The organism is Streptomyces hilarionis (genome assembly GCF_024539675.1).
Classification (GTDB): domain Bacteria; phylum Actinomycetota; class Actinomycetes; order Streptomycetales; family Streptomycetaceae; genus Streptomyces; species Streptomyces hilarionis.
This window is the reverse complement of record NZ_JAHHIT010000085.1, coordinates 12888-37024: the sequence shown is the minus strand read 5'-3', so window position 1 is coordinate 37024 and position 24137 is coordinate 12888. Positions and strand designations below refer to the sequence as shown.

At 72.5% G+C, this 24137-nt stretch carries 23 protein-coding genes; 13 read left to right on the top strand and 10 right to left on the bottom strand.

What is annotated here, in order from left to right; translation table 11 throughout:
- The first annotated feature begins 14 nt into the window (after positions 1-14).
- Complete coding sequence (locus KMS84_RS21645) at positions 15-497, top strand: GNAT family N-acetyltransferase (protein WP_256918033.1); 483 nt, start codon at positions 15-17, stop codon at positions 495-497.
- A gap of 19 nt (positions 498-516) precedes the next feature.
- Positions 517-1338: a serine hydrolase domain-containing protein gene (locus KMS84_RS21640; RefSeq protein ID WP_256918031.1), complete on the top strand. Its 822-nt coding sequence runs from the start codon at positions 517-519 to the stop codon at positions 1336-1338.
- A gap of 90 nt (positions 1339-1428) precedes the next feature.
- Here KMS84_RS21640 and KMS84_RS21635 read toward each other — a convergent pair whose 3' ends face one another.
- Complete coding sequence (locus KMS84_RS21635) at positions 1429-2097, bottom strand: pirin family protein (protein ID WP_256918047.1); 669 nt, start codon at positions 2095-2097, stop codon at positions 1429-1431.
- Between the two features lie 126 nt (positions 2098-2223).
- On the opposite strand from KMS84_RS21635, the gene KMS84_RS21630 reads away from it, so the two are divergent.
- From KMS84_RS21630 to KMS84_RS21610, 5 genes are all read left to right on the top strand, one after another.
- Positions 2224-3426 carry a PucR family transcriptional regulator gene (locus KMS84_RS21630; protein WP_256918030.1) on the top strand — a complete coding sequence of 401 codons (1203 nt, stop codon included), beginning with the start codon at positions 2224-2226 and terminating at the stop codon, positions 3424-3426.
- An 89-nt stretch (positions 3427-3515) separates the two neighbouring features.
- Positions 3516-4433 carry an ACP S-malonyltransferase gene (locus tag KMS84_RS21625; RefSeq protein ID WP_256918029.1) on the top strand — a complete coding sequence of 306 codons (918 nt, stop codon included), beginning with the start codon at positions 3516-3518 and terminating at the stop codon, positions 4431-4433.
- A 9-nt stretch (positions 4434-4442) separates the two neighbouring features.
- A complete protein-coding gene (locus KMS84_RS21620) occupies positions 4443-5438 on the top strand; it encodes a ketoacyl-ACP synthase III (protein WP_256918028.1) in 996 nt (331 codons plus the stop codon).
- A gap of 81 nt (positions 5439-5519) precedes the next feature.
- Positions 5520-5768: an acyl carrier protein gene (locus KMS84_RS21615; protein WP_019067091.1), complete on the top strand. Its 249-nt coding sequence runs from the start codon at positions 5520-5522 to the stop codon at positions 5766-5768.
- Between the two features lie 82 nt (positions 5769-5850).
- The gene (locus KMS84_RS21610; protein WP_256918027.1) at positions 5851-7131 is read left to right on the top strand and encodes a beta-ketoacyl-[acyl-carrier-protein] synthase family protein; all 1281 of its coding nucleotides are present in this window, start codon (positions 5851-5853) and stop codon (positions 7129-7131) included.
- Between the two features lie 118 nt (positions 7132-7249).
- Here KMS84_RS21610 and KMS84_RS21605 read toward each other — a convergent pair whose 3' ends face one another.
- A complete protein-coding gene (locus KMS84_RS21605) occupies positions 7250-7744 on the bottom strand; it encodes a DUF3145 domain-containing protein (protein ID WP_256918026.1) in 495 nt (164 codons plus the stop codon).
- A gap of 266 nt (positions 7745-8010) precedes the next feature.
- On the opposite strand from KMS84_RS21605, the gene KMS84_RS21600 reads away from it, so the two are divergent.
- Positions 8011-8913, top strand: coding sequence for an SGNH/GDSL hydrolase family protein (locus KMS84_RS21600; RefSeq protein WP_256918024.1), 903 nt, complete (start codon positions 8011-8013; stop codon positions 8911-8913).
- Positions 8914-8928: 15 nt separating this feature from the next.
- Positions 8929-9906 (top strand): aldose epimerase family protein, encoded by a 978-nt coding sequence (locus KMS84_RS21595; RefSeq protein ID WP_256918022.1) that lies wholly within the window; start codon positions 8929-8931, stop codon positions 9904-9906.
- Between the two features lie 126 nt (positions 9907-10032).
- Here the strand turns inward: KMS84_RS21595 and KMS84_RS21590 are convergent, their stop codons facing one another.
- Positions 10033-12513 carry a glycoside hydrolase family 3 protein gene (locus tag KMS84_RS21590; RefSeq protein ID WP_256918019.1) on the bottom strand — a complete coding sequence of 827 codons (2481 nt, stop codon included), beginning with the start codon at positions 12511-12513 and terminating at the stop codon, positions 10033-10035.
- Between the two features lie 101 nt (positions 12514-12614).
- On the opposite strand from KMS84_RS21590, the gene KMS84_RS21585 reads away from it, so the two are divergent.
- On the top strand, positions 12615-13196 hold the full coding sequence (locus tag KMS84_RS21585; protein ID WP_438818969.1) for a TetR/AcrR family transcriptional regulator: 582 nt from the start codon (positions 12615-12617) through the stop codon (positions 13194-13196).
- 3 nt (positions 13197-13199) lie between these two features.
- Here KMS84_RS21585 and KMS84_RS21580 read toward each other — a convergent pair whose 3' ends face one another.
- On the bottom strand, positions 13200-13517 hold the full coding sequence (locus KMS84_RS21580) for a YrdB family protein (protein ID WP_256918017.1): 318 nt from the start codon (positions 13515-13517) through the stop codon (positions 13200-13202).
- Positions 13518-13671: 154 nt separating this feature from the next.
- Between KMS84_RS21580 and KMS84_RS21575 the strand changes: the two genes are divergently transcribed.
- Complete coding sequence (locus KMS84_RS21575; RefSeq protein WP_256918016.1) at positions 13672-14937, top strand: pyroglutamyl-peptidase I; 1266 nt, start codon at positions 13672-13674, stop codon at positions 14935-14937.
- A 42-nt stretch (positions 14938-14979) separates the two neighbouring features.
- Here the strand turns inward: KMS84_RS21575 and KMS84_RS21570 are convergent, their stop codons facing one another.
- Positions 14980-15798 (bottom strand): EI24 domain-containing protein, encoded by an 819-nt coding sequence (locus tag KMS84_RS21570; protein ID WP_256918015.1) that lies wholly within the window; start codon positions 15796-15798, stop codon positions 14980-14982.
- A 430-nt stretch (positions 15799-16228) separates the two neighbouring features.
- Here KMS84_RS21570 and KMS84_RS21565 point away from each other — a divergent pair, with 430 nt between their 5' ends.
- Complete coding sequence (locus tag KMS84_RS21565; protein WP_256918014.1) at positions 16229-17404, top strand: serine hydrolase domain-containing protein; 1176 nt, start codon at positions 16229-16231, stop codon at positions 17402-17404.
- 130 nt (positions 17405-17534) lie between these two features.
- Here the strand turns inward: KMS84_RS21565 and KMS84_RS21560 are convergent, their stop codons facing one another.
- Positions 17535-18554, bottom strand: coding sequence for an NADP-dependent oxidoreductase (locus tag KMS84_RS21560; protein ID WP_256918013.1), 1020 nt, complete (start codon positions 18552-18554; stop codon positions 17535-17537).
- Between the two features lie 100 nt (positions 18555-18654).
- Here KMS84_RS21560 and KMS84_RS21555 point away from each other — a divergent pair, with 100 nt between their 5' ends.
- Positions 18655-19149, top strand: coding sequence for a MarR family winged helix-turn-helix transcriptional regulator (locus tag KMS84_RS21555; RefSeq protein WP_438818968.1), 495 nt, complete (start codon positions 18655-18657; stop codon positions 19147-19149).
- 115 nt (positions 19150-19264) lie between these two features.
- On the opposite strand, the gene yjfF is transcribed toward KMS84_RS21555, so the two are convergent.
- The 4 genes from yjfF to KMS84_RS21535 form a co-directional block, all read right to left on the bottom strand.
- Complete coding sequence (gene yjfF, locus KMS84_RS21550) at positions 19265-20293, bottom strand: galactofuranose ABC transporter, permease protein YjfF (RefSeq protein ID WP_256918011.1); 1029 nt, start codon at positions 20291-20293, stop codon at positions 19265-19267.
- Complete coding sequence (locus KMS84_RS21545; protein ID WP_256918009.1) at positions 20293-21408, bottom strand: ABC transporter permease; 1116 nt, start codon at positions 21406-21408, stop codon at positions 20293-20295. The genes yjfF and KMS84_RS21545 overlap by 1 nt, the downstream gene beginning before the upstream one ends.
- Complete coding sequence (locus KMS84_RS21540; RefSeq protein ID WP_256918008.1) at positions 21405-22943, bottom strand: sugar ABC transporter ATP-binding protein; 1539 nt, start codon at positions 22941-22943, stop codon at positions 21405-21407. The genes KMS84_RS21545 and KMS84_RS21540 overlap by 4 nt, the downstream gene beginning before the upstream one ends.
- Positions 22944-23039: 96 nt before the next feature.
- Positions 23040-24047: an ABC transporter substrate-binding protein gene (locus tag KMS84_RS21535; protein ID WP_256918007.1), complete on the bottom strand. Its 1008-nt coding sequence runs from the start codon at positions 24045-24047 to the stop codon at positions 23040-23042.
- Positions 24048-24137: the final 90 nt, after the last annotated feature.

Below are 24137 nucleotides of genomic sequence, written 5' to 3'. Positions count from 1 at the left end.
GTTAGCGTGCGGGAATGAGTCTCGTACGCCGTGCCCTGCCCGAGGACGCCGACGAAGTGCTGCGGCTGCGCCAGGTGATGATCGACTCGCTGTCCGCCCCCCGGGCGGCGGGCGACGACCCGGCCGGCTGGCACGAGGAGTCGCTGCCCACCCTGCGGCGGCGGCTGTCCGAACCGGACGGCGACTTCGCCGCCTTCGTCGTGGACCACCCCGAGCGACCGGGGGCGCTGGCCGCGCTGGTCGTGGGGACGATCGAGTACCGCATCGGGCGCGCCGGGAACCCGCGGGGAACCGTCGGCTTCGTCTTCTCCGTCGCGACCGATCCCGAAGCGCGCAGGCGCGGGTTCGCGCGCGCGTGCATGGACGCGCTGCTCTCGTGGTTCCGGGCGCGGGGGGCGGCGCAGGTGCACCTCACCGCGTCCGCGGACGCGGCGCCGCTGTACGCCTCCCTGGGCTTCCGGCCCAAGCCGGACCCCTTGATGGAGCTGCTGCTGTGAGCCGCATAGGGTCGTGGGCATGTCGTTGAAGAGTCTCGCGCTGATCGAGAACTGGCCGGTTCCCTCCGCCGCCGCGGGCGTCGTGCGGGCCGACGGCACGGTGCCGGGCGTCCACGGCCCCCTCGACCGGCGTTTCCCGCTGGCCTCGGTCACCAAGCCGCTCGCCGCGTACGCCGTCCTCGTCGCGTACGAGGAGGGCGCGGTGGAGCTGGACGAGCCCGCGGGGCCGCCCGGGTCCACGGTCCGGCATCTGCTCGCGCACACCTCCGGGCTCGCCTTCGACGAGCACCGCACGACCGCGGCGCCCGGTGAGCGACGGCTGTACTCCAACGCCGGGTTCGAGCAGCTCGGCGACCACCTCGCCAAGGCGACCGACATCCCGTTCGCGGAGTATCTGCGCCAGGCGGTCCTGGAGCCGCTCGGGATGACGGCGACGTCGCTCGACGGCTCCCCCGCCAAGGACGGCGTCTCGACGGTCGGGGATCTGCTGCGGTTCGCGGCCGAGGTGCAGGCGCCCACGCTGCTGGACCCGCGGACGGTGGCCGCGGCCATGTCCGTGCAGTTTCCGGGGACGAAGGGCGTCCTGCCCGGGTACGGGCACCACAACCCCAACGACTGGGGGCTGGGCTTCGAGATCCGTGACGCCAAGTCGCCGCACTGGACGGGGAGTTCGTCGTCGCCGCGCACGTTCGGCCACTTCGGGCAGTCCGGCACGTTCCTGTGGGTCGACCCCGACGCGGGGGCGGCCGCGGTCGCGCTGACGGACCGGGCGTTCGGGCCGTGGGCGGTCGAGGCCTGGCCGCCGTTCACGGACGCGGTGCTGGCGGAGATCCGCCGCTAGGGTCTTTCGTTCGGATCAGGTCGGCCGAAAGGGACTGCGCTTGTCGGCCGGGTCGACCCCGCGCCGCCCACATGATCCGCACGACAGGCCTCAGCCGGCCGGCTCCTGACCGGTCAGCTCCCACAGCAGCATCTCCGCCGCCGTCGCCCCCACCGCCTCCAGGTCCTTCGCGTTCGTGACGCGTGCCGCGTCCCCGGACGCCAGCTTGTCGCCGCCCAGGCGGACTTCGCCGCGGACGACGTGGACGTAGACGAGGGGGGCGTCCGGCACCGCCGTGCGCTCCCCCGCCTCCAGCCTCCGCACGTGCAGCATCGCGCCCGCCCGCGGGACGGCGTAGGGCGTGGAGTCGGCGATGCCGCGGACGATCTCGTAGGACGGGTCGCCGCCGGGGGCCAGCGGGGCCAGCCACATCTGGACGAAGGTCAGGGGCGTGCCGCCGTCGTTGCGCTCCACGTGCCGTACGCCGCCGGCCGAGCTGAGCCGCTGCACGTCTCCGGGGCGCACGCGGCTCTCGTGACCGGCGGAGTCGCGGTGCGTCAGCTCGCCCTCCACGACCCAGGTCACGATCTCCGTGTGGCTGTGCGGGTGCTCGTCGAACCCGGCCCCCGGGGCGAGGCGTTCCTCGTTGCAGGCGATGAGCGGTCCGAAGCGGAGGTTGTCCGGGTCGTAGTGGGGGCCGAAGGAGAACGCGTGCCACGACGCGATGCCTGCGGCCGGGTCCCCGCCTCGGTAGCGCTCGTCGGCGCGCCGTACGTCCATCACGGGTTCCACGGTAGACCCGGCGCGCCCCGCGCGCGGGGGCCCGGCACGGCGGGCCCGGCCACCGGCGGGGACGCGGACGACCCACCGGCACGCACACACGCGGCGATAAGGCAGTCTTGTCCCGTGCCCGAACCAGAAACGAGTCGCCCCCAGCCCGCGGTCGCCGTCCACTCCCACCCCGCCACGCTGAAGCGGCTGGAGAAGTCCTCCGGAAGTCTCGCCGCCCAGGCCATCGCGCGGATGGACGAGACACTGCCGTGGTACCGGGCGATGCCCCCGGAGAACCGTTCCTGGATCGGACTGGTCGCCCAGGCGGGCATCGCCGCCTTCACCGAGTGGTTCCGGCGCCCCGACGCCCCGCAGGCCATCTCCACCGACGTGTTCGGGACGGCGCCGCGCGAGCTGACCCGGGCCATCACGCTGCGGCAGACCGTCGAGATGGTGCGGACGACCATCGAGGTCATGGAGTCCGCGATCGACGAGGTCGCGGCGCCCGGCGACGAGAACGTGCTGCGCGAGGCGCTCCTGGTGTACGCCCGGGAGATCGCCTTCGCCACCGCCCAGGTCTACGCCCAGGCCGCCGAGGCGCGCGGCGCCTGGGACGCGCGGCTGGAGTCCCTCGTGGTGAACGCCGTGCTGAGCGGCGAGGCCGACGAGGGGGCCGTGAGCCGGGCCGCCGCGCTCGGCTGGAACGCGCCGGAACACGTGTGCGTCGTCCTGGGCACCGCCCCGGACGGCGACTCGGAGCTGACCGTGGAGGCCATCCGGCGGGCCTCGCGGCATTCCAAGCTCCAGGTGCTGACCGGAGTGCTCGGCACCCGGCTGGTGGTGATCGCCGGCGGCAGCGACAACCCGCTCGCCGTCGCCAAGTCGCTGATCGGGCCGTTCGCCGCGGGACCCGTCGTGGCCGGCCCCGTCGTGCCCGACCTGCTGGCCGCGACCCGGTCCGCCCAGGCCGCGGCGGCCGGCCTCAAGGCCTGTTCCGCCTGGCAGGACGCACCCCGGCCGGTGCTGGCGGACGATCTGCTGCCGGAGCGCGCCATCGCCGGTGATCCCGGTGCGCGCGAGCAGCTGGTGGAGGAGATCTACAGACCGCTGGAGGAGGCCGGGTCCGCGCTCCTGGAGACGCTCTCCGTGTACCTCGAACAGGCGTCCAGTCTCGAAGGGGCCGCCCGGATGCTCTTCGTGCACCCGAACACCGTGCGCTACCGGCTTCGACGTGTGACTGACGTCACCGGTTGGTCGCCTTCGGATGTACGCTCCGCGTTCACGCTCCGGATCGCGCTGATCCTGGGGCGTCTGGTCGACGGAGATCCTCAGACCTAGCCTTTTGTCGGGGGTCCACAAAACCCCCTGCCGTTCTTCGTCCCTGTCCCCACGGGCGGCTTCGGCCGTCCCCAAGAGAGAGTGTGAGAGTGCTCGTACTCGTCGCTCCCGGCCAGGGCGCCCAGACGCCCGGCTTCCTGACTCCCTGGCTCGAACTGCCCGGCGCCGCCGCCCGCGTCGCCGCGTGGTCGGACGCCATCGGCCTGGACCTCGCCCACTACGGCACGCAGGCCGACGCGGACGAGATCCGTGACACCGCGGTGGCCCAGCCGCTGCTGGTCGCCGCCGGAATCCTGTCCGCCACCGCGCTCGGCGACGCGCCCCTCGGCGCGGTCGCGGGCCACAGCGTCGGCGAGTTCACCGCCGCCGCGCTGGCCGGCGTCCTCGACGACACCGTCGCGCTGGGCCTCGTGCGCAAGCGCGGCCTGGCCATGGCCGAGGCCGCCGCGGTCACCGAGACCGGCATGTCGGCCCTGCTGGGCGGGGACCCCGAGGTTTCTCTGGCGCACCTGGAGAAGCTGGGGCTCACCCCGGCGAACATCAACGGCGCCGGCCAGATCGTCGCCGCCGGCACCCTGGAGCAGCTCGCCGCGCTGGCCGAGGACAAGCCCGAGGGCGTCCGCAAGGTCGTCGCGCTGAAGGTCGCCGGCGCCTTCCACACCCGGCACATGGCGCCCGCCGTCGAGACCCTGGCCAAGGCGGCCGCGGAGCTCACGCCGGCCGACCCCACGGTCCGCTACGTCTCCAACAAGGACGGGCAGGCCGTCGCCACCGGCGCCGAGATCCTGGACCGGCTGGTCGGCCAGGTCGCCAACCCGGTCCGCTGGGACCTGTGCATGGAGACCTTCAAGGAGCTGGGCGTGACCGCGCTCGTCGAGGTCTCCCCCGGCGGCACCCTGGTCGGCCTCGCCAAGCGCGCCCTGCCCGGCGTGAAGACGCTGGCGCTGAAGACCCCCGACGACCTCGACGCCGCTCGCGAGCTCATCGCCGAGCACGGCGTCGCCTGAGGAGCCCTGATGGCGAAGATCAAGCCCAGCAAGGGCTCCCCGTACGCGCGCATCCTCGGGGTCGGCGGCTACCGGCCCACGCGGGTCGTGCCCAACGAGGTCATCCTGGAGACGATCGACTCGTCCGACGAGTGGATCCGCTCGCGCTCCGGCATCGAGACCCGGCACTGGGCGAACGACGAGGAGACCGTCGCCGCCATGTCGGTCGAGGCGTCCGGCAAGGCGATCGCCGACGCCGGGATCACCGCCGCGCAGATCGGCGCGGTGGTCGTGTCGACCGTCTCGCACTTCAAGCAGACCCCGGCCGTGGCCACCGAGATCGCCGACAAGCTCGGCACGGACAAGGCGGCGGCGTTCGACATCTCGGCCGGCTGCGCGGGCTTCGGCTACGGACTCACCCTCGCCAAGGGCATGGTGGTCGAGGGCTCCGCGCAGTACGTGCTCGTCATCGGCGTCGAGCGGCTGTCCGACCTGACCGACCTGGAGGACCGCGCGACGGCCTTCCTGTTCGGCGACGGGGCGGGCGCGGTCGTGGTCGGCCCCTCCGCGGAGCCGGCGATCGGCCCGACGGTCTGGGGCTCCGAGGGCGACAAGTCGGAGACCATCAAGCAGACGGTGCCGTGGACGGAGTACGACTCCACGGGCAAGTTCCCGGCGATCACGCAGGAGGGCCAGGCGGTCTTCCGCTGGGCCGTGTTCGAGATGGCGAAGGTCGCCAAGGAGGCGCTGGACGCCGCCGGCATCACCGCCGAGGAACTCGACGTCTTCATCCCGCACCAGGCCAACGAGCGCATCATCGACTCGATGGTGAAGACTCTCAAGCTGCCGCAGTCCGTCACGGTCGCCCGTGACGTGCGCACCACCGGCAACACGTCGGCCGCCTCGATCCCGCTCGCGATGGAGCGGCTTCTGGCGACCGGCGAGGCGAAGAGCGGCGACACCGCGCTCGTCATCGGATTCGGGGCGGGTCTCGTCTACGCCGCCACTGTCGTTACCCTCCCCTAGGCACTCCGTGCCGGAGCAACCGTTCCGGCCCGGGAAACACCCACTGCCACACCCTCTGGATATCTACGAAGGAGCGCCAACATGGCCGCCACTCAGGAAGAGATCGTCGCCGGTCTCGCCGACATCGTGAACGAGATCGCCGGCATCCCGGTTGAGGACGTCCAGCTGGACAAGTCCTTCACCGACGACCTGGACGTCGACTCGCTGTCCATGGTCGAGGTCGTCGTCGCCGCCGAAGAGCGCTTCGACGTCAAGATCCCGGACGAGGACGTCAAGAACCTCAAGACCGTCGGCGACGCGACCGACTACATCCTCAAGAACCAGGGCTGACCCCACCCGGTCCCCTGGACCGAACTGCCCCGCCACCCGGCGGTGGCGCCGCTGAATCCTCGTAACGTTGGAGAAAGAATCCGTGATCCCGACCAATCGCACCGTGGTCGTCACCGGTATCGGCGCAACCACACCGCTGGGTGGCGACGCAGCCTCTACCTGGGAGGGTCTCGTCGCCGGCAAGTCCGGCGTCAGGGCCCTGGAGGAGGAGTGGGCGACCGACCAGGCCGTCCGCATCGCGGCCCGTGTCGCCGTGGAGCCTCTCGAGGTCATCCCGCGGCCGCAGGCCCGCAAGCTGGACCGTTCGGCGCAGTTCGCGCTGATCGCGGCCCAGGAGGCCTGGAAGGACGCCGGCTTCTCCGGCAAGGCCGGTGAGGAGGGCAGCCAGGGCGACGTCGAGGCCGACCGCCTGGGCGCGGTCATCGCCTCCGGCATCGGCGGTGTGACCACCCTCCTCGACCAGTACGACGTCCTGAAGGACAAGGGCGTGCGCCGGGTCTCCCCGCACACCGTCCCCATGCTGATGCCCAACAGCCCCTCCGCCAACGTGGGTCTGCTGGTCGGCGCCCGCGCGGGCGTGCACACGCCGGTCTCGGCGTGCGCGTCGGGCGCGGAGGCCATCGGCTACGCCATCGAGATGATCCGCACCGGCCGCGCCGACGTGGTCGTCGCCGGCGGCACCGAGGCGGCGATCCACCCGCTGCCCATCGCCGCGTTCGGCAACATGATGGCGATGTCCAAGAACAACGAGAACCCGCAGGGCGCCTCGCGTCCCTACGACACGGCCCGCGACGGCTTCGTCATGGGCGAGGGCGCGGGCGTGATCGTCCTGGAGTCGGCCGAGCACGCGGCGGCGCGCGGGGCGCGCGTGTACGCGGAGGCCGTCGGACAGGGCATCTCGGCCGACGCCCACGACATCGTGCAGCCGGAGCCGGAGGGCCGCGGCATCTCGCACGCCCTGCAGAACCTGCTGGACAACACCGACCTGGACCCGGCCGAGATCGTGCACGTCAACGCGCACGCCACCTCGACGCCGGCCGGCGACATCGCGGAACTGAAGGCGCTGCGCAAGGTCTTCGGCGACGACGCCGACCACATGGCGGTCTCGGCGACCAAGTCGATGACCGGTCACCTGCTGGGCGGCGCGGGCGGCGTCGAGTCCGTCGCGACGGTCCTCGCGCTGTACCACCGGGTCGCTCCGCCGACCATCAACGTCGAGAACATCGACCCCGAGGCCGAGGCGAACGCGGACGTGGTCCGCGGCGAGGCGCGCAAGCTGCCCGTCGAGGGCCGTATCGCCGCCCTGAACGACTCGTTCGGGTTCGGCGGGCACAACGTGGTCCTCGCCTTCCGCTCGGTCTGAGACCTGCCCGTACGCGCTCGCGCGCACGGCTGAAGGGCCCCGCCTCCTGGAGGCGGGGCCCTTCGGGTTGTCGCGGTCGCTTCGGCTCTCGCCGTGCGGGCGTTCGCCGGGGGCGGTCTCAGACCACCTGGTGCAGCCAGCGCACCGGGGCGCCCTCGCCCGCGTAGCGGAAGGGTTCCAGTTCGTCGTCCCACGGCTTGCCCAGGAGCTTGGAGAGTTCGCCCTCCAGTTCCGTCTCGCCGCGCCTGCTGCGCAGCAGGGCGGCGCGCAGACGGTCCTCCGGGATCAGGATGTCGCCGTGGATCCCGGTGACGGCGTGGTAGATGCCGAGGTCGGGGGTGCAGCTGTAGCGCTCGCCCTCGGCGGTGGCGCACGGCTCGGCGGTGACCTCGAAGCGCAGCATCTGCCAGCCCCTCAGCGCCGACGCCAGCTTGGAGGCGGTGCCGGCCTCGCCCTTCCAGGAGAACTCCGAGCGCCAGGTGCCGGGCGCGGCGGGCTGCCGGATCCAGTCGAGGTTGACGCGCGTGCCGAGCACCCCGGCGACGGCCCACTCGACGTGCGGGCACAGCGCGCGCGGCGCGGAGTGCACGTACAGAACTCCACGTGTCGTCACCGGGACCTCCGGGCAGAGCGGGACAGTCTTGCTGGCTGGCAACGGCGGCGGTCGGCAGGCAGCCGCGTTGAGGGCGAGGCTACCGTGCGGCGGCGCAAGGAGTGTGACGTACCGTCGGTCCTGGTGCCCTGAAACCTCCGCCATTCACCCGGCAGGACGCCTGTACGGGTGGGAAGCGTTCCATCGTGTGGGTGTGATTCACCCGGGAACTCCCGCGCGTTGTCCTAGGGGGAGCGTTGTTCGACGAACGAGGGGAACACCAGCGGATGCGGAAGCGAAACCGGCACGCCCGGGCGGTGCTCGCGGGCACGGCCGCGGCCGTCCTGGGCCTGGCGGGCTGTGACGCCCTGGGCGGCGGCGACGGCTCGGGGCCGTCCGGCGGGCGGGCGCGGCACGCGAAGCCCTCGCCGTCGCCGACCCCGCTGTGGGACTCCAGCCCGTCGTCGCTCGCGGCGGTGGGCGACTCCATCACGCGCGGCTTCGACGCCTGTACGGTCCTCGCGGACTGTCCGCAGGTGTCCTGGGCGACCGGCGACAGCGCCGACGTGAAGAGTCTCGCGGTGCGGCTGCTGGGGCCGGCGAAGGCGGCCACGCACAGCTGGAACCACGCGGCGACGGGGGCGCGGATGGCGGACGTCGCGGCGCAGATGACCCAGGCGGTCCTGGAGAAGCCCCAGTTGGTGACGGTGATGGCGGGGGCGAACGACGCGTGCCGCGCGTCGACGGCGGCGATGACGCCGGTGGCCGACTTCCGCGCGCAGTTCGCGGACGCGCTGCGCACCCTGCGCCGGGCCCTGCCCAAGACGCAGGTGTACGTGTCGAGCGTGCCGAACCTGAAGCGGCTGTGGTCGCAGGGGCGGACGAACGCGCTGGGCAAGCAGATCTGGAAGCTGGGCATCTGCCCCTCGATGCTGGGCGACGCGGACGCGCTGGACCCGGCGGCGACGCTGCGGCGGGACACCGTGCAAAAGCGGGTGGAGGACTACAACGCGGTGCTGAAGGAGGTCTGCGCGAAGGACGCGCGGTGCCGCTTCGACGGCGGCGCGGTGTACGACTTCCGGTTCGGCACCGACCAGCTGAGCCACTGGGACTGGTTCCATCCCAGCAAGGACGGGCAGGCGCGGCTCGCGGAGCTGGCCTATCGGGGAGTCACCGGGAAGGCCTCGTGATTTAGTGTTTCGCCCATGAGCGAACACTTCGGAACACTTTCCGACGGCGCCCCCGTGCACCGCTGGACCCTGGAGCGGGCGGGCACCCGGGTGCGCGTTCTGTCGTACGGCGGGATCGTGCAGTCCGTCGAGGTCCCGGACCGCGACGGACGCACGGCGGACGTGGTGCTCGGGTTCGCGGACCTGGCGGGCTACCTCGCCCACCCGGAGCCCTATCTCGGCGCGCTGGTCGGGCGCTACGCCAACCGGATCGCGCACGCCCGCTTCCCGCTGGACGGGGTGACCTACGCGCTGGAGCCCAACGCCGCGCCCAACTCCCTGCACGGCGGGCCGGGCGGGTTCGACAAGCGGGTGTGGGACGTGGAGCCCGTCGAGCACGGAGTGCGGCTCAGTCGGGTCGCCGCGCACGGCGAGGAGGGCTTCCCGGGGCGGCTGGAGGTGTCGGCCACGTACACGCTCGACGCTACCGGGGCGCTGCGGTTCGCCTACCGGGCCGTCACCGACGCGCCGACGGTGGTGAATCTGACCAATCACAGCTACTTCCACCTCGGCGGGCCCGGCAGCGGCGGCGCGGGCGATCACGAACTGCGGCTGGCCGCCTCCCGGTACACGCCGGTCGACGCGGACCTCGTGCCGACGGGCGAACTCGCGCAGGTGACCGGCGGCCGCTTCGACTTCCGGGCGGCCCGCAAGATCGGCTCCGGCTACGACCACAACTTCGTGCTCGACAAGGGCGTCACCGACGCGCCGGTCGAGGTCGCCGAGCTGCACGACCCGTCGTCCGGGCGGGTGCTGACGGTCTCCACGACCGAGCCGGGGCTTCAGCTGTACACCGCCGACCATCTGGGCGAGCCGTTCGTGCCCGGTCAGGGCGTCGCGCTGGAGACCCAGCACTTCCCGGACTCCCCGAACCGGCCGGAGTTCCCGAGCACGGTGCTGCGCCCCGGCGAGGTCTACCGGTCGGAGACGGTCTACGGCTTCTCGGTCCGCTAGCGGGGCGGCGTCGCCGACGGGGCGCGCGGACGGCCGCGGGGCGGGTGTTGCCCCGGCCCAGGGGTCAGGTCCCGGGCCGGGGCTGTTCGGGGGCGGAGGCCGCGCCGGGGCGGGCGGCCGCGCCTGTCACACGGTAATCGTCGCGGTGATCCGGCGGTCGGCGATCGAGCGGCCCGCCTGGATTTCGTACGAACCTTTCACAAAGGACCACCGGCGGTCCGCCTCGTCCCACACCTCGAAGGCCCGGCCGGGGATCTCCACGACGGCCTCGGCGCTCTCGCCCGGCCCCGCCTCCACGACGGCGAAGCCGGCCAGCTGGCGCGCGGGGCGTTCGGGCGCCGCGGCCGTGCCGACCGGGGCGAGGTAGACCTGGACGACCTCCCGGCCGGCCCGCCCGCCGCTGTTGCGCACACGCACCCTGACCGTGGTCCCGGTGACGTCGGCGCACTCGTACGTCCAGTCGGTGTAGCCGAGGCCGTGGCCGAAGGGGTAGGCCGGGGTGCGGTTCTCCTTCTCCCAGGCGCGGTAGCCGATGAAGACGCCCTCGCGGTAGGCGAGGGCGCCGTCGGTGGGCACGACCTCGGTGACGGGGGCGTCGGCCAGGGAGCCCCAGGTGGTGGGCAGGCGGCCGCCGGGCTCGTGGGCGCCCGTGAGCACGTCGGCCAGCGCCGCGCCGCCCTCCTGGCCGGGGAACCAGCCGACCAGGACGGCCGCGACCTCCTCCCGCCAGGGCATCTCCACCGGGGAGCCGGCGTTGACGACCACGACGGTGTTCGGGTTGGCGGCGGCGACGGCCCGCACGAGGTCGTCCTGCCGGCCGGGGAGGCGGAGGTCCTTGCGGTCGTAGCCCTCGGACTCCACGCGTTCGGTGGTGGCGACCACGACCACGGCCGTGTCGGCGGCCCGCGCCGTCTCGACGGCTTCGGCGATCAGCTCCTCGGGGTCGCGCACCGGCTCCTGGTGGACCAGCGCGAAGGCGACGGCCTTGAAGGGGGCGCCGTCGGGGAGCGCGAAGACGTGGGCGAGACGGACCTCGACCGGTTCGCCCGCGGTCAGTTCCACCCGGGCGCGGGGCTGCGGGGAGCCGAAGAACGCCTCGAAGGGGTCGCCGTCCTCGGCGGGGCGCTGGACGTCGTCGTAGTACGTGGTCCCCGCGACGGTGAGGGTGAAGGCGCCCGTGCCCTTCGTCCCGAAGGTGTGCGGCCCGCTCTCGCGCGGGGTGAAGGTCCCGGTCAGCTCGACGGTGTGGAGCGTGTCGGGGGTGACGCCCTCGGGGAGGTCGGAGCCCATCCACTGGATCTGGCCGTTCGGCGCGGAGCGCGTGCCGATCACGGTTCCGCGGGCGTCGCGGCAGACCGCCCGCAGCGAGAACCCCTGGTCGGCGAAGGCGAGTTCGGTGGCCGGATCGGCGCCGACGGCGTAGCGCACGGCGCCCTCGGGGAGGGCGGCGGTGAGGCCGTCGAGCGGGGAGACCACCCGGGCGGGGAAGACGGTGGCGGAGCCGCCGCCCAGGATGCGGGCGTCGCGGGCGGCCGCGCCGACGAGGGCGACGGAGCCCGGCGCGAGCGGCAGCGCGTCGTGCTCGTTGCGGAGCAGGACGAAGGAGCGGCGGGCCAGTTCGCGGGCCAGCGCCTCGCCGTCGATCGGGGCGGGCGGCTCGGTGACGGCGGGCTCGGCGCCCTCGAGGACGCCCACGCGGGCGGCCAGGCGCAGGACGCGGCGGACCGCCTCGTCCACCTCGGTCTCGGTGAGGCGCCCGTCGCGCACGGCGGTGGCGAGGGCCTCGCCGTAGACGGTCCGCGGGCCGGGCATGGCCACGTCGAGGCCGCCGCGGAGCGCGCGGACGGTGTCCCGTGCGGCCGACCAGTCGGAGACGTTGACGCCGTCGAAGCCCCACTCGCCGCGCAGGACCTCGTTCACGAGGTGGTGGTGCTCGGTCATCGTCGTGCCGTTGACCGTGTTGTAGGCGGTCATGACGCCCCAGGGGCGCGCGCCGGCCACGATCGCCTCGAAGGGCGCCAGGTACAGCTCGCGCAGGGCCCGTTCGCCGACGCGGTTGTCCACGGTGAAGCGGTCGGTCTCGGCGTCGTTGGCCACGAAGTGCTTGACGGTGGTGCCGACGCCGCCGGACTGGACGCCGTTCACATAGGCCGCGCCGATGACGCCGGTCAGGTACGGGTCCTCGCTGTAGGCCTCGAAGTGACGGCCCCCCAGGGGCGACCGGTGCAGGTTGACCGTGGGAGCGAGCAGCACGTGGACGCCCTTGCGCCGGGCCTCCTGGGCCAGCAGGGCGCCGGCGCGGTGGGCGAGGCCGGGGTCCCAGGCGGCGGCGAGCGCCGTCGGCGAGGGCAGGGCGATGGAGGGGTCGTCCGCCGTCCAGCGCACGCCGCGCACGCCGACGGGGCCGTCCGACATCACCAGCGAGCGCAGGCCGATCTCCGGCAGCGCGGGCAGCGACCAGGCGTCCTGGCCGGCCAGCAGCCGGGTCTTGGCGTCCGGACCGAGCCTGCCGAGGGCACGCTCGACGACGGCCTCCACGGCCGTCCCGGCCGCCGTCCGCGTCGTCGCCCCGGTGTCCGACCCCGGTCCCGTCCCCGTTGCGGCCATGCGGCGCCTCCTCGTCGGGTGTCTGCGCGTGCTGGGCCCCCATCGTGCAACGGATGCCTGTGGGACGGTAGGTTTCGTCACCCCGTCGTCATCTTCGCGGGGTGCCGTACCGTGACGGCATGACGGTCAGGGCCAGGAGCGGGGAGCGGCGGGCGGAGATCGTGCGGGCGGCCCTGGCGGTCATCGCCGAGCGCGGCTACCGCGGGGCGAGCATGGCGGCGGTGGCCGAACGGGTCGGGCTGACCCAGCAGGGGGTGCTGCACCACTTCCCGACGAAGGACGCGCTGCTGGTGGCGGTGCTCCTCGAACGCGACCAGTGGGACGCCGTGCCGGACACCCGGTGGCGGGTCGACCTGCTCGCCTCGCTCGTCGAGTACAACGCGATGCGGCCCGGCATCGTCCAGACCTTCTCGGCGCTGCTCGGCGAGAGCGTCACGGAGGGCCATCCCGCCCGGGAGTACTTCACCGAGCGGTACACACGGGTGCGGGCGGGCATGGCGGCCGCGCTGCGCACCGAGTACGGCGACCGGCTGCCCAACGGCCTCACGCCGGAGCGGACGGCCCCGCTGCTGGTCGCGGTGATGGACGGGCTTCAGTACCAGTGGCTGCTCGACCCCGGGGCGGTGGACATGCCGCAGGCGTTCCGGGACTTCCTGCGCCTGCTGGGCGAACCGGTCGACTGAGGGTCACTGGTCCCACCGCCACGCCAGCCCCTTGCTCACCGCGCACACGAGGGCGAGGGCGAGCGCCCAGCCGTGCTCCCCGGCGGCGTACAGCGCGCCGACTCCCGCCCCGAACCAGAGGAGTTCGAAGCCGGCCCGGCGCGCTCCCCGCGTCCGGAAGCGGGCCCGCGGCGAGCCGAACAGCGCCCACGCCGCGATCAGCACGGCGGGGGCGGTCGTTGCGAGCAGCCAGGGCCACGCGGTCGACGCGCCCCACCAGGCGGCCGCGGCGAGGGCGCCCAGCTCGATCAGGAACAGCACACCCAGGTTGGCCGCCTTCATGCCCGGCAGTATCGCCCGCCGGCGGACGGCGCGGCCATCCCGTCGGCCGGCGCGGGCCGACGGGAGGCTCCATGGCGTGAGCGGCCCGCCGCACGGGATACTTCCGTCGTCCCACCCCACGCTCCCCCACAGCGACGGAAGGACCCCGACTCCCGTGCACCGCATACGTGTTCGCACCGGCATCCTCGGTCTGGCCCTGGCGGCCGGGCTCTCCTCCCCCACCGCGGCGACCGCGGCCGGGCCGGCGTCCGCCGTTCCCACGGTCGAGGAACAGCGGCTGACGCAGGCCGTCCCGCAGGAGATCCTGGCCCGGTCCGGGTTCGACGCGGCGGCCCCCCGGCTCGCCCGGCTGCTGGCGGCCGCACCGTCCTACGGGCGGGCCCGGCAGGTCGTCGCCCGGGAGGGCTCGGCCCTGTGGCGCCGGGCGGTGGACCGGGTGCAGGGCCGCGGTCCGGCCGGCGGGGACCTCAGTCGCGACGACGACCGGCCGCTGTACTGGGCGCGGCTGGACATGACGAGCCGACTGCGCGCCTGGGAGCCGTCGTTCGCGGTGACGGAACCTCAGCGAGCGGCTCTGGCGGACGCCTTGGAGCGCACGTCACGCGGCCAGGACGACATCCGGCTCCCCCGGCACGCGAAGGGTCTCAGGCGCGTGCTCGTGACCGGCTTCGACCCGTTCACCCTGGACCGGGACGTCCGGATCTCCAACCCCTCGGGGGCGGCCGCCCTCGCCCTGGACGGCACGGTGATCCGGACGGCGGACGGGCCCGCGCTCATCGAGACCGCCGTGTTCCCCGTGCGCTGGCGGGACTTCGCGCAGGGCGCCGTGGAGCGCGCCCTGCGACCGCACCTGCCCCACGCCGACCTGTTCGCGACCGTCAGCCAGGGCCGTGTCGGGCGCTTCGACGTGGAGCGCACCAACGGGGCCTGGCGGGGCGGCTTCCCCGACAACGAGAACGCCTCGCGCACGGAGACGATCCCGGTCGCCGACCCCGCCTCGCAGCCGCAGTGGACGACCACGACCCTGCCGTACGCCGCGATCACGGCGGCCGGCACCGGCCGGTTCCCGGTGTACGACCACACGGACGTCACCGAGATCCCGGCAGGGGGCGACGGTCCCGTCGTCCGGCCCGACGGGCCCACTCCCGGGTCGACGGCCCGGGCCGGGGGCGGCGGGGACTACCTGTCCAACGAGATCGCGTACCGGGCGACCCTGCTGCGCGACCGGCTGGGGCTGCGCGACAGTCTGCCGGGCGGCCATGTGCACACGCCGGTGCTGCAGTTCGCGGCGGGCAACGCCGACCCGGCGACCGGGACGGTGACCGACGCGCAGTTCGTGCGCAACCGGCTGGACATCGTCGCCCAGGTGCGGGCGATCCTCACGGCGGCGCTGCGTGCGACGGAGCGGGCGGGCGGCTGACGCCCGGGCCCCGCCCGGCCCCCTCACCAGGCGGGGTTCTCCTCACCGGGCGGGGTTCTCCTCGCCGGCCGCCCGGCCGGTGTCCGGGGCGTCGTCGGCCGTGCCTGCTTCGGAGATCTCCTCGCCGAGCAGTTCACGGGCCAGCAGCGTGGCGCCCGCCACCGCGCCGGGCATCAGGAACACCGCGACGAAGGGCACCAGGAAGGCCAGGCCCAGAGGGGTGCCGAAGCCCCACACCAGCATCCTGCGGCCGCGCAGCAGGGCGAGCCGGGCGCGCAGGTCGACGTCGCGGCGCTGGAGGGCGACGGCGACGAGCTCCTCGGTGAGGAAGAAGCCGGTGACGAAGAAGCCGATCACCGGGACGACCGTCTGGCCGAGGACCGGGACGAACCCGAGGGCGAACAGCAGCACCGCCCAGACCAGCGCGCGCAGGAGGATGCGCAGGCTGTCGCGGGCGGAGACCCACAGCTCGCGCCACAGGGGCAGCCCCGACTCGGGGGCCGTCCCGTCGGGCGAGACGTCCCGGTCGACCTTCTCGGAGAGGTTCTCGTAGAAGGGCTGGCCGATGAGCAGGGTGACCGCGGTGAAGGTGAGGACGGCGAGCAGGAGGCCGAGGGCGAACAGCACGGCGGTCAGGAAGCCGCGGAACAGGCCGAGCCAGGGGTTCGGCCAGTGGTCGGCGAACGGCGTCGACCATCCCACGAAGTCCTCGCCCCACACGGCGAGCGCCACCAGGGCCGCCGCGTAGAGGACGAGCGTCAGCAGTCCGGGGACCAGTCCGAACCCGTACTGCCCGCCGTGCCGGGCCACCCATCGCTGGCCCTTCAGGAGGTACCTGAACCCCACCCCGAGATCGCGCATGGCCGAACTCTATCGGTCGTGCACATTTCAGGACCGCCACCCGGTGCGCGCCCCGCCCCGCCCGGCCGCCCGGGCCGTGCGCCGGTCCGAGCCCCGGCCGTGCGCCGGTCCGCCGCCGGGTCCTCGTAGGCCATCCGGGGCATCGGTGACACCGACGCCCTCCTCCCGCAGTTGAGTCGAACAGGCACACCTCGCCGTACCGATCTCCAGAAGCAACGATCCAGGCAAGTCCAGGAGGTAGACGTGCGCACATCGAGCGCCTGCCCGGCCCGACCTGTTCTGATCACCGCCCGCGTCGCCGGCGCCGTCCCCCCGCGCACGGCCGGTCCCGCGGACCGCGGTTTCGTCCACCCGCCGGCGACCCGGCTCGGATCGCACAGGCGTTGATCACCATGGCACAGGCAAGCAGCGGGCTGGTTGAGGAGAGCGGATGACTCGTTTGGCTCGGACGACGCAGGAGATCCACGGCACGGTCGCCGACGGATACGAGGCGGTACGGGAGGAGTTCGCCGCGTTCGTGGCGGAGGAACAGCCGGACTACGAAGGTCAGTTGTGCGCGTACGTGCACGGCCGGCGGGTCGTCGACCTGTGGGCGCCGGGCGACGGCGCCGGTCCCGACTCCCTCTACGGCGTGTACTCCTCGACCAAGGGCGCGGCGCATCTGGTGGCGGCGCTCCTCGTCCAGGACGGGACGCTGGAGCTGGACCGCAAGGTCACCTACTACTGGCCGGAGTTCGCCGCCGAGGGCAAGGGCGCGCTGACGCTGCGCGAGCTGCTGTCCCACCGGGCCGGCGTCGTCGGCACGGACGGCGGGTTCTCGCCGCAGGAACTCGCCGACGACCGTCAGCTCGCCGAACGTCTCGCCGACCAGCGGCCGTTCTGGCGGCCGGGCACCGCCTTCGGCTACCACGCGCTGGTCATCGGGGCGCTCACCGGGGAGGTCGTCCGGCGGGCCACGGGCCGCACGCTCCAGGAGGTGCACGAGGAGCGGGTGCGGCTCCCCTACGGGCTGGACTTCTTCCTGGGGCTGCCGGCGCCGCACGAGCCGCGCTTTCGCAGCGCGCAGCGGATGATCCCGACGGCAGAGCAGCGGGCGCTGCTGGACGCCGTGCCCGGCGGTCCGCACACCCTGGCCGCCGTGGCCTTCAACCGGCACGCCGCCGAGCCGACCGATCTGGAGCTCCTGCCGAACGACCCGCTGGTGCGGGCCAAGGGCCCGGCCTCCGTGGGCGGGGTCGCCTCGGCGCGCGGACTGGCCGGACTGTACGCGGCGGCGATCAGCGAGGTCGACGGGAAGGCGCCGCTGCTGAAGGAGGACACTGCGGCGGAGTTCGGGCAGCTGCACTCCGTGGGCCACGACGTGGTGGCGCGCTCGCACAAGGCGTACGGGCTGGGATTCCAGGCCACCGCGCTGACCTGGCACCCCTTCCTGGGCGTCGGGGCGTTCGGGCACAGCGGGGCGGGCGGCTGCCAGGCCTTCGCCGACCCGCGCAGCGGGCTCGCCTACGGCTACACGCGGCGGCGGTGCGCCTTCCCGGGCGGGGCGGCCCCGGAGAACGACCGGCTGGCCGCGGCCGTGCACCGGGCGGCGCTGGCCACGGGCTGAGCGACGGCGCGGGCCGCACCCCGGGCGACGATCCCGGGGGCGGCCTGCGGTCCTGCGCGTCCCGCACGTCCTGTGCGTCCCGCGCGTCCTGTGCCTTCGGTCGTGCCGCCGTCGGGCGGACGTCCGGCGGTCAGAGCTTGACGATCATCTTTCCGGTGTTGTCGCCGCGCAGGACCCCGAGGAACGCCTCGAGGTTGTTCTCGATGCCCTCGACGACCGTCTCGCGGTACTTGAGCTCACCGGAGCGGACCCAGGCGCCGACCTCCTGGACGAACTGCGGCTGCAAGTCGTAGTGGTCGCCGACCAGCAGGCCCTCGATGCGGCCGCGGGTCTGGATGAGGCGGGCCAGGTTCTTCGGGCCGGGGGCGGGCTCGGTGTTGTTGTAGACCGAGATCATGCCGCAGATCGCGATGCGGCCCTTCTCGTTGAGGGCGCCGATGGCGGCTTCGAGGTGGTCCCCGCCGACGTTGTCGAAGTACACGTCGATCCCGTCGGGGGCGGCCGCGCGCAGCTGCTCGGCCACGGGGCCGTTCTTGTAGTTGAAGGCCGCGTCGAAGCCGTACTCCTCCACGAGGAGCTTGACCTTCTCGTCGGAGCCGGCCGAGCCGACGACCCGGGAGGCGCCCTTGAGCCGGGCGATCTGGCCGACCTGGCTGCCGACGGCGCCGGCCGCGCCCGACACGAAGACGGAGTCGCCCTCCTTGAAGGCGGCCGTGCGCAACAGGCCCGCGTAGGCGGTGAGGCCGGTCATGCCGAGGACGCCGAGGTAGGTGGACAGGGGCGCGGCGTCGGGGTCGACCTTGACGGCCTGCTTCGCGTCGACGGTGGCGTACTCGCGCCAGCCGCCGAAGTGCAGGACGTGGTCGCCGACCGAGACGCCCTCGGCCTCGGACGCGACGACCTCGCCGACCGCTCCGCCCTGCATGGCCTTGCCCAGCTCGAAGGGGGCGACGTAGGACTTGGCGCTGCTCATGCGGCCGCGCATGTACGGGTCCACGGAGACGTACGCGTTGCGCACCAGCACCTCACCCTGGCCGGGGCGGCGGATCTCCGCCTCGGCGAGCTCGAAGTCCTCGGGCTTCGGCCAGCCGACGGGGCGGCTGAGCAGACGCCATTCGCGGCTGGTGGTGGGGAGAGCCGAGTCAGTCATGGGAGGGGCTGCCTTTCACACGCTCGAAAATGCTTCAGTACCTGAAACAACCATGCTCCTGAATATTTCAGGATGTCAAGTAAACGGGTACCCTGGATCCATGTCCGCCTCACATCCGTCCGAGCAGAAGACCCACGGGCCGACCGGTCCGGCCGGCCCCGCCACGCTTCCCGACGCCCTGACCCTGGAGGTCGTCGAGCTGATCGGCGAGGTCGTGGCCCGTTTCCACGAGGACTACGAGGACGCCGCCGCCGGCCACTCGCTGACCGGCGCGCAGGCCAGGCTGCTGAGCCTGCTCTCGCTGGAGCCGCTGCCGATGCGCAAGCTGGCGCAGAAGCTGAAGTGCGAGCCGTCGAACGTGACCGGCATCGTCGACCGGCTGGAGTCGCGCGGCCTCGTGGAACGGCGCCCCGACCCGGCCGACCGCCGCGTGAAGCTGGCGGCGCCCACCGAGGAGGGCCGGCGGATCGCCCGGGGGCTGCGCGAGTCGCTGCGCTTCGCCCGTGAGCCGCTCGCGGGGCTGGCCGAGGCGGAGCGCGTGGTGCTGCGCGGCCTGCTGCACCGCATGCTCACGGCCGAGAGCGACCGCCCGTAGGGGTGGGCTCCGACGCGTCCGGCGGTGCCGTCGCCGGACGCCGGGCAGCCCCCGTCCGAGGATGCCTGCTCGGGCCGGGGGCTGGGACCGGTCGGGTCCTGACGCGGTGTGCGGTTCAGGCCTTCTTGCGGGTGGTCATGAAGCGCTGGACCAGGATGAACGCGCACAGGAGCACACCGGTGGCGATCTTCGTCCACCAGGAGCTGAGCGTGCCCTCGAACTGGATGATGCTCTTGATCAGGCCGAGGACGAGAACGCCGAACAGGGTGCCCAGGACATAGCCGGAGCCGCCCGTCAGCAGCGTGCCGCCGATGACGACCGCGGCGATCGCGTCGAGCTCCATGCCGGTGGCGTGCAGCGGGTCGCCGGACTGGATGTAGAGCGTGAACAGCAGTCCGGCGAGCGCCGAGCAGAACCCGCTCACCGTGTACACGGCGATCTTGGTGCCGCCCTGCGGGAGCCCCATCAGCATGGCCGACTGCTCGTTGCCGCCGATGGCGTACACCCGGCGGCCGAAGCGCGTGTAGTGCAGCACGTAGAACGCCACCGCGAGGACGACGAGGGAGACGATCGCGCCGATCGACAGGAACCCCACCCCCAGCGAGGCCTGCGCCTGGGCCAGGCTGCTGACCGTGGAGTCGCCGATGGAGATCGACTCCTTGCTGATGACCAGGCACAGACCGCGGAAGAGGAAGAGGCCGGCGAGGGTCACGATGAAGGGCTGGATCTCGAAGTTGTGGATCACGTAGCCCATGAGGAAGCCGCCGAAGGCGCCCACGGCCAGCGCCATGGGGACCACGACGAGGAGGGGCAGGCCCTGGCGCTCCACCAGCCAGGCCGTGAACATCGTCGTGAAGCCGATCATCGAGCCGACGGAGAGGTCGATGCCGCCGGACAGGATGACGAAGGTGACGCCGACGGCGGCGACCAGCAGATAGCCGTTGTCGATGAACAGGTTCAGGAAGACCTGCGGTTCACCGAAGCCGTAGTACTGGTACCGGGCCAGGCCGCCGCCGTACATCAGCAGGAAGAGCAGGGCCGTCACCGCGACGGGCAGCCGCCGGTCGCCGAGCGCCCGGGCGGCCCGGGAGGGGGGCGGCGTACGGCTGTCGGAGGCCGTGGGGCTCTGGGTGGTCGCGCTCATCACGACACCTCCATCTGGGGAGCGGCCTCGGTCGCCGCGGCGGGGTCGGCCGCGGCCGGCTTGGCGCCGCCCTTGGCCGCGAACCGGGCGGCGAACTTCGCGCCGAAGACCTTGGCGCGGAACTTCGGGGACTGGAGCAGGCAGACGACGATGACGACGGCGGCCTTGAAGACCAGGTTGGTCTGGGTGGGCACGCCGATGGTGTAGATCGTGGTGGTCAGGGTCTGGATGACGAGGGCGCCCACCACCGTGCCGCCGATGGAGAACCGGCCGCCCAGCAGCGAGGTGCCGCCGATGACCACGGCGAGGATCGCGTCGAGTTCGATCCACAGGCCGGCGTTGTTGCCGTCGGCGGCCGAGGTGTTGGAGCTGATCATCAGTCCGGCGATGCCCGCGCACAGCGCGCAGAACATGTAGACCATGATCTTGATCCGCCGGGACCTGATGCCGACCAGCCGGCTGGCCTCGGCGTTGCCGCCGACCGCCTCGACCAGCAGGCCGAGCGCCGTGCGCCGGGTCAGCGCCACGGTGACGGCGACGACGGCGGCCACCACGAAGATGGAGAACGGCAGGGTCAGCCAGTAGCCGCCGCCGATCAGCTTGTACGGCTCGCTGTTGATCGTGATGATCTGCCCGTCGGTGATCAGCTGGGCGACGCCGCGCCCGGCGACCATGATGATCAGGGTCGCGATGATCGGCTGGATGCCCATCCGGGCCACCAGGAAGCCGTTCCACAGTCCGCACACGACCGCGGCCAGCAGCCCGAGCCCCATCGCGAGCAGCACCCCGGACAGCGCGCCCTGGTCGTGCTGGTCGCTGATGTAGGAGCAGGCCAGCGCGCCGGTGATGGCGACCACCGCGCCGACGGAGAGGTCGATGCCGCCGGTGGCGATGACCAGGGTCATGCCGACCGCCACCAGGATCAGGGGCGAGCCGAACAGCACGATCGAGACGAGGCTGCCGTACAGGTGGCCGTCCGCCATCCTGACCGAGAAGAAGTCGGGGGTGAAGGGGACGTTGACGAGCAGCAGGAGGACGAGCACCGCCACGGGCCAGAACAGGTGGTGGCGGGTCAGTGCCCGCCACCGGGACGAGGTGGTCGAGGACGTGGTCACTGGTGCTCTCCGCTCGCGATGGTCTCCAGGATCCGGCTCGTGGTGATGTCGGGCCCGTTGGCGATCTGCGCCACCAGCCGGCGGTCACGCAGCACACCGATGGTGTGGCTGAGCCGGAGCACCTCCTCCAGCTCGGCCGCGATGTACAGCACGGACATGCCCTCCTCGGAGAGCGAGACGACGAGCTTCTGGATCTCCGCCTTGGCGCCGATGTCGATGCCGCGGGTCGGCTCGTCGAGGATCAGCAGCTTCGGCTGGGTGATCAGCCAGCGGGCCAGCAGCACCTTCTGCTGGTTGCCGCCGCTGAGCTGGCCCACCCTGGCCTCGGGGTTGGCCGGGCGGATGTCGAGCGCCTTGATGTACTTGGCGACGAGTTCGTCGCGCTGGGCGACCGGGATGGGCCGGGTCCAGCCGCGCGAGGCCTGCAGGGCCAGGATGATGTTCTCCCGCACCGTCAGGTCGGGTACCAGGCCCTCGCTCTTGCGGTTCTCGGAGCAGAACGCGACCCCCGCGCCGATGGCGTCGTTGGGGGCGCTCATGGAGACCTGGCGGCCGCCGATCGTCACCTTGCCGGTGTCCGGCTGGTCGGCGCCGAAGAGCAGCCGGGCGAGTTCGGTGCGGCCCGATCCGAGCAGACCGGCGAGCCCGATCACCTCGCCCTTCCTGATCTCCAGGTCGAAGGGCGCGATGCCGCCGGTCCGGCCGAGGCCGTCCGCCTGGACGAGGGTCTCGCCCGCGTCGGAGCGCAGCTGGTGTTCGTGGAGCTCGTCGAGCTGGCCCATGGCCTTGCCGAGCATGAGCTGGACGAGGCCGACCTGGTCGAGGTCGCTCACCATGTGCTCGCCGACCAGGGTGCCGTTGCGCAGCACGGTCATCCGGTCGCAGACCTCGTAGATCTGGTCGAGGAAGTGCGAGACGAACAGGATCGCGACGCCCTCGTCCTTCAACCGCCGCATCAGGGCGAAGAGTTGGAGGACCTCGTCGCGGTCGAGGCTGGAGGTCGGCTCGTCGAGGACGAGCACCTTGGTGCCCGGCCCGTCACCGTCACCGTCACCGGTGTTCAACGACCGCACGATGGCGACCAGTTGCTGGACCGCCAGCGGGTACGAGGACAGGGGCGCGCTGACGTCGATGTCCAGCCCGAGCCGGTCCACCAGCTCCGCGGCCTCCCGGCGCAGCCGCTTCCACTGGATGCGGCCCATGCGCGTGGGCTCGCGTCCGATGAAGATGTTCTCCGCCACCGACAGGTTCGGGCAGAGGTTGACCTCCTGGTAGACCGTGCTGATGCCGGCCTGCTGAGCTTGCAGCGGGCTGGTGATCCGCACGGACCGGCCGTCCAGGGTGATCGTGCCGCCGTCCAGGGAGTAGACGCCGGTGAGCACCTTGATGAGGGTGGACTTGCCCGCCCCGTTCTCGCCCATCAGGGCGTGGATCTCGCCGGGGAAGAGCCGGAAGTCGACGTCCGACAGAGCCCGTACCCCCGGAAACTCCTTGACTATGCCCGCCATTTCCAGGACGGGCCGCGGCTCTGCCATGGCAGCGCTCCTCATGAGATTGGTTCAGGCCCGCAGGGAGCCCCGGGACCGATGGCGCTCGGTCGGCCGCGGGCTCCCTGCCGGTGGGTGCGTCGGTCAGTACTTGCGGCTCGGGAGCGCGGCCTTGGCCTGGTCCTGCATGAAGTCGCCCTCCTTGGTCTTGATCCAGCGCTCGACCTTCTCGCCGTTCTTGACCTTCTTCACGGTGTCCATCAGCTGGGGGCCGAGGAGCGGGTTGCACTCGACGATGGCGTTGATCTTGCCCTCGGACATGGCCACGAAGCCGTCCTTCACGCCGTCGATCGAGACGATCAGGATGTCCTTGCCGGGCTTCTTGCCGGCCGCCTCGATGGACTGGATGGCGCCGATGGCCATGTCGTCGTTGTGCGCGAACAGGACGTTGATGTCCGGGTTGGACTGGAGGAAGGCCGCCATGACCTGCTTGCCGCCGGCACGGGTGAAGTCACCGGTCTGGCTGACGACGATCTTCCAGTCGTCCTTGTGGTCGGCGTCCATGACCTCCTTGAAGCCCTTGGCGCGCTCGATCGCCGGGGCGGCGCCGGTGGTGCCCTCCAGCTGGGCGATCTTCACCGGGCCCTTGTGGCCGGCCTTCTCCAGCACCTTCTCCAGGATCTTGCCGGCGCGGCGGCCCTCGTCGGTGAAGTCGGAGCCGACCAGCGTGACGTACAGGGAGTCGTCGGAGGTCTCCACCGAGCGGTCGGTGAGGACGACCGGGATCTTCGCGGCCTTGGCCTCCTTGAGGACCGCGTCCCAGCCGGTGACGACCACCGGCGAGAAGGCGATGACGTCCACCTTCTGCGCGATGTAGCTGCGGATCGCGGAGATCTGGTTCTCCTGCTTCTGCTGCGCGTCGGAGAACTTGAGGTTGTAGCCCGCCTCCTTGGCCGCGTCCTTCACCGAGGTGGTGTTGGCGCTGCGCCAGCCGCTCTCCGAGCCGACCTGGGAGAAGCCGAGGGTGATCGTCTTGCTGCCGCCCGAGGAGGAGGAGCCGGAGGAGTCGTCGTCCTTCTTGGCGCAGGCCGTCAGACCGCCCGCCGCCGCCACGCCGACCGCCGCGGTGAGGAAGTTCCTTCTGCTGAGCATGTTCTTCTCCTTTGAAGAGCCGGCCCGGGGACGGACCTGCTGGTACTTGACGGGACCGGCTGCACTGCGTCCAGCCTGTCGATCACTGTT

Coding starts and splice junctions, on each gene's coding strand:
- KMS84_RS21540 (WP_256918008.1), bottom strand. CDS start 22,943: ATGGCAGAGCCGCGGCCCGTCCTGGAAATGGCGGGCATAGTCAAGGAG.
- KMS84_RS21535 (WP_256918007.1), bottom strand. CDS start 24,047: ATGCTCAGCAGAAGGAACTTCCTCACCGCGGCGGTCGGCGTGGCGGCG.
- KMS84_RS21570 (WP_256918015.1), bottom strand. CDS start 15,798: ATGCGCGATCTCGGGGTGGGGTTCAGGTACCTCCTGAAGGGCCAGCGA.
- KMS84_RS21555 (WP_438818968.1), top strand. CDS start 18,655: ATGTCCGCCTCACATCCGTCCGAGCAGAAGACCCACGGGCCGACCGGT.
- KMS84_RS21640 (WP_256918031.1), top strand. CDS start 517: ATGTCGTTGAAGAGTCTCGCGCTGATCGAGAACTGGCCGGTTCCCTCC.
- KMS84_RS21615 (WP_019067091.1), top strand. CDS start 5,520: ATGGCCGCCACTCAGGAAGAGATCGTCGCCGGTCTCGCCGACATCGTG.
- KMS84_RS21580 (WP_256918017.1), bottom strand. CDS start 13,517: ATGAAGGCGGCCAACCTGGGTGTGCTGTTCCTGATCGAGCTGGGCGCC.
- KMS84_RS21595 (WP_256918022.1), top strand. CDS start 8,929: ATGAGCGAACACTTCGGAACACTTTCCGACGGCGCCCCCGTGCACCGC.
- KMS84_RS21620 (WP_256918028.1), top strand. CDS start 4,443: ATGGCGAAGATCAAGCCCAGCAAGGGCTCCCCGTACGCGCGCATCCTC.
- yjfF (WP_256918011.1), bottom strand. CDS start 20,293: ATGAGCGCGACCACCCAGAGCCCCACGGCCTCCGACAGCCGTACGCCG.
- KMS84_RS21590 (WP_256918019.1), bottom strand. CDS start 12,513: ATGGCCGCAACGGGGACGGGACCGGGGTCGGACACCGGGGCGACGACG.
- KMS84_RS21560 (WP_256918013.1), bottom strand. CDS start 18,554: ATGACTGACTCGGCTCTCCCCACCACCAGCCGCGAATGGCGTCTGCTC.
- KMS84_RS21645 (WP_256918033.1), top strand. CDS start 15: ATGAGTCTCGTACGCCGTGCCCTGCCCGAGGACGCCGACGAAGTGCTG.
- KMS84_RS21600 (WP_256918024.1), top strand. CDS start 8,011: ATGCGGAAGCGAAACCGGCACGCCCGGGCGGTGCTCGCGGGCACGGCC.
- KMS84_RS21565 (WP_256918014.1), top strand. CDS start 16,229: ATGACTCGTTTGGCTCGGACGACGCAGGAGATCCACGGCACGGTCGCC.
- KMS84_RS21635 (WP_256918047.1), bottom strand. CDS start 2,097: ATGGACGTACGGCGCGCCGACGAGCGCTACCGAGGCGGGGACCCGGCC.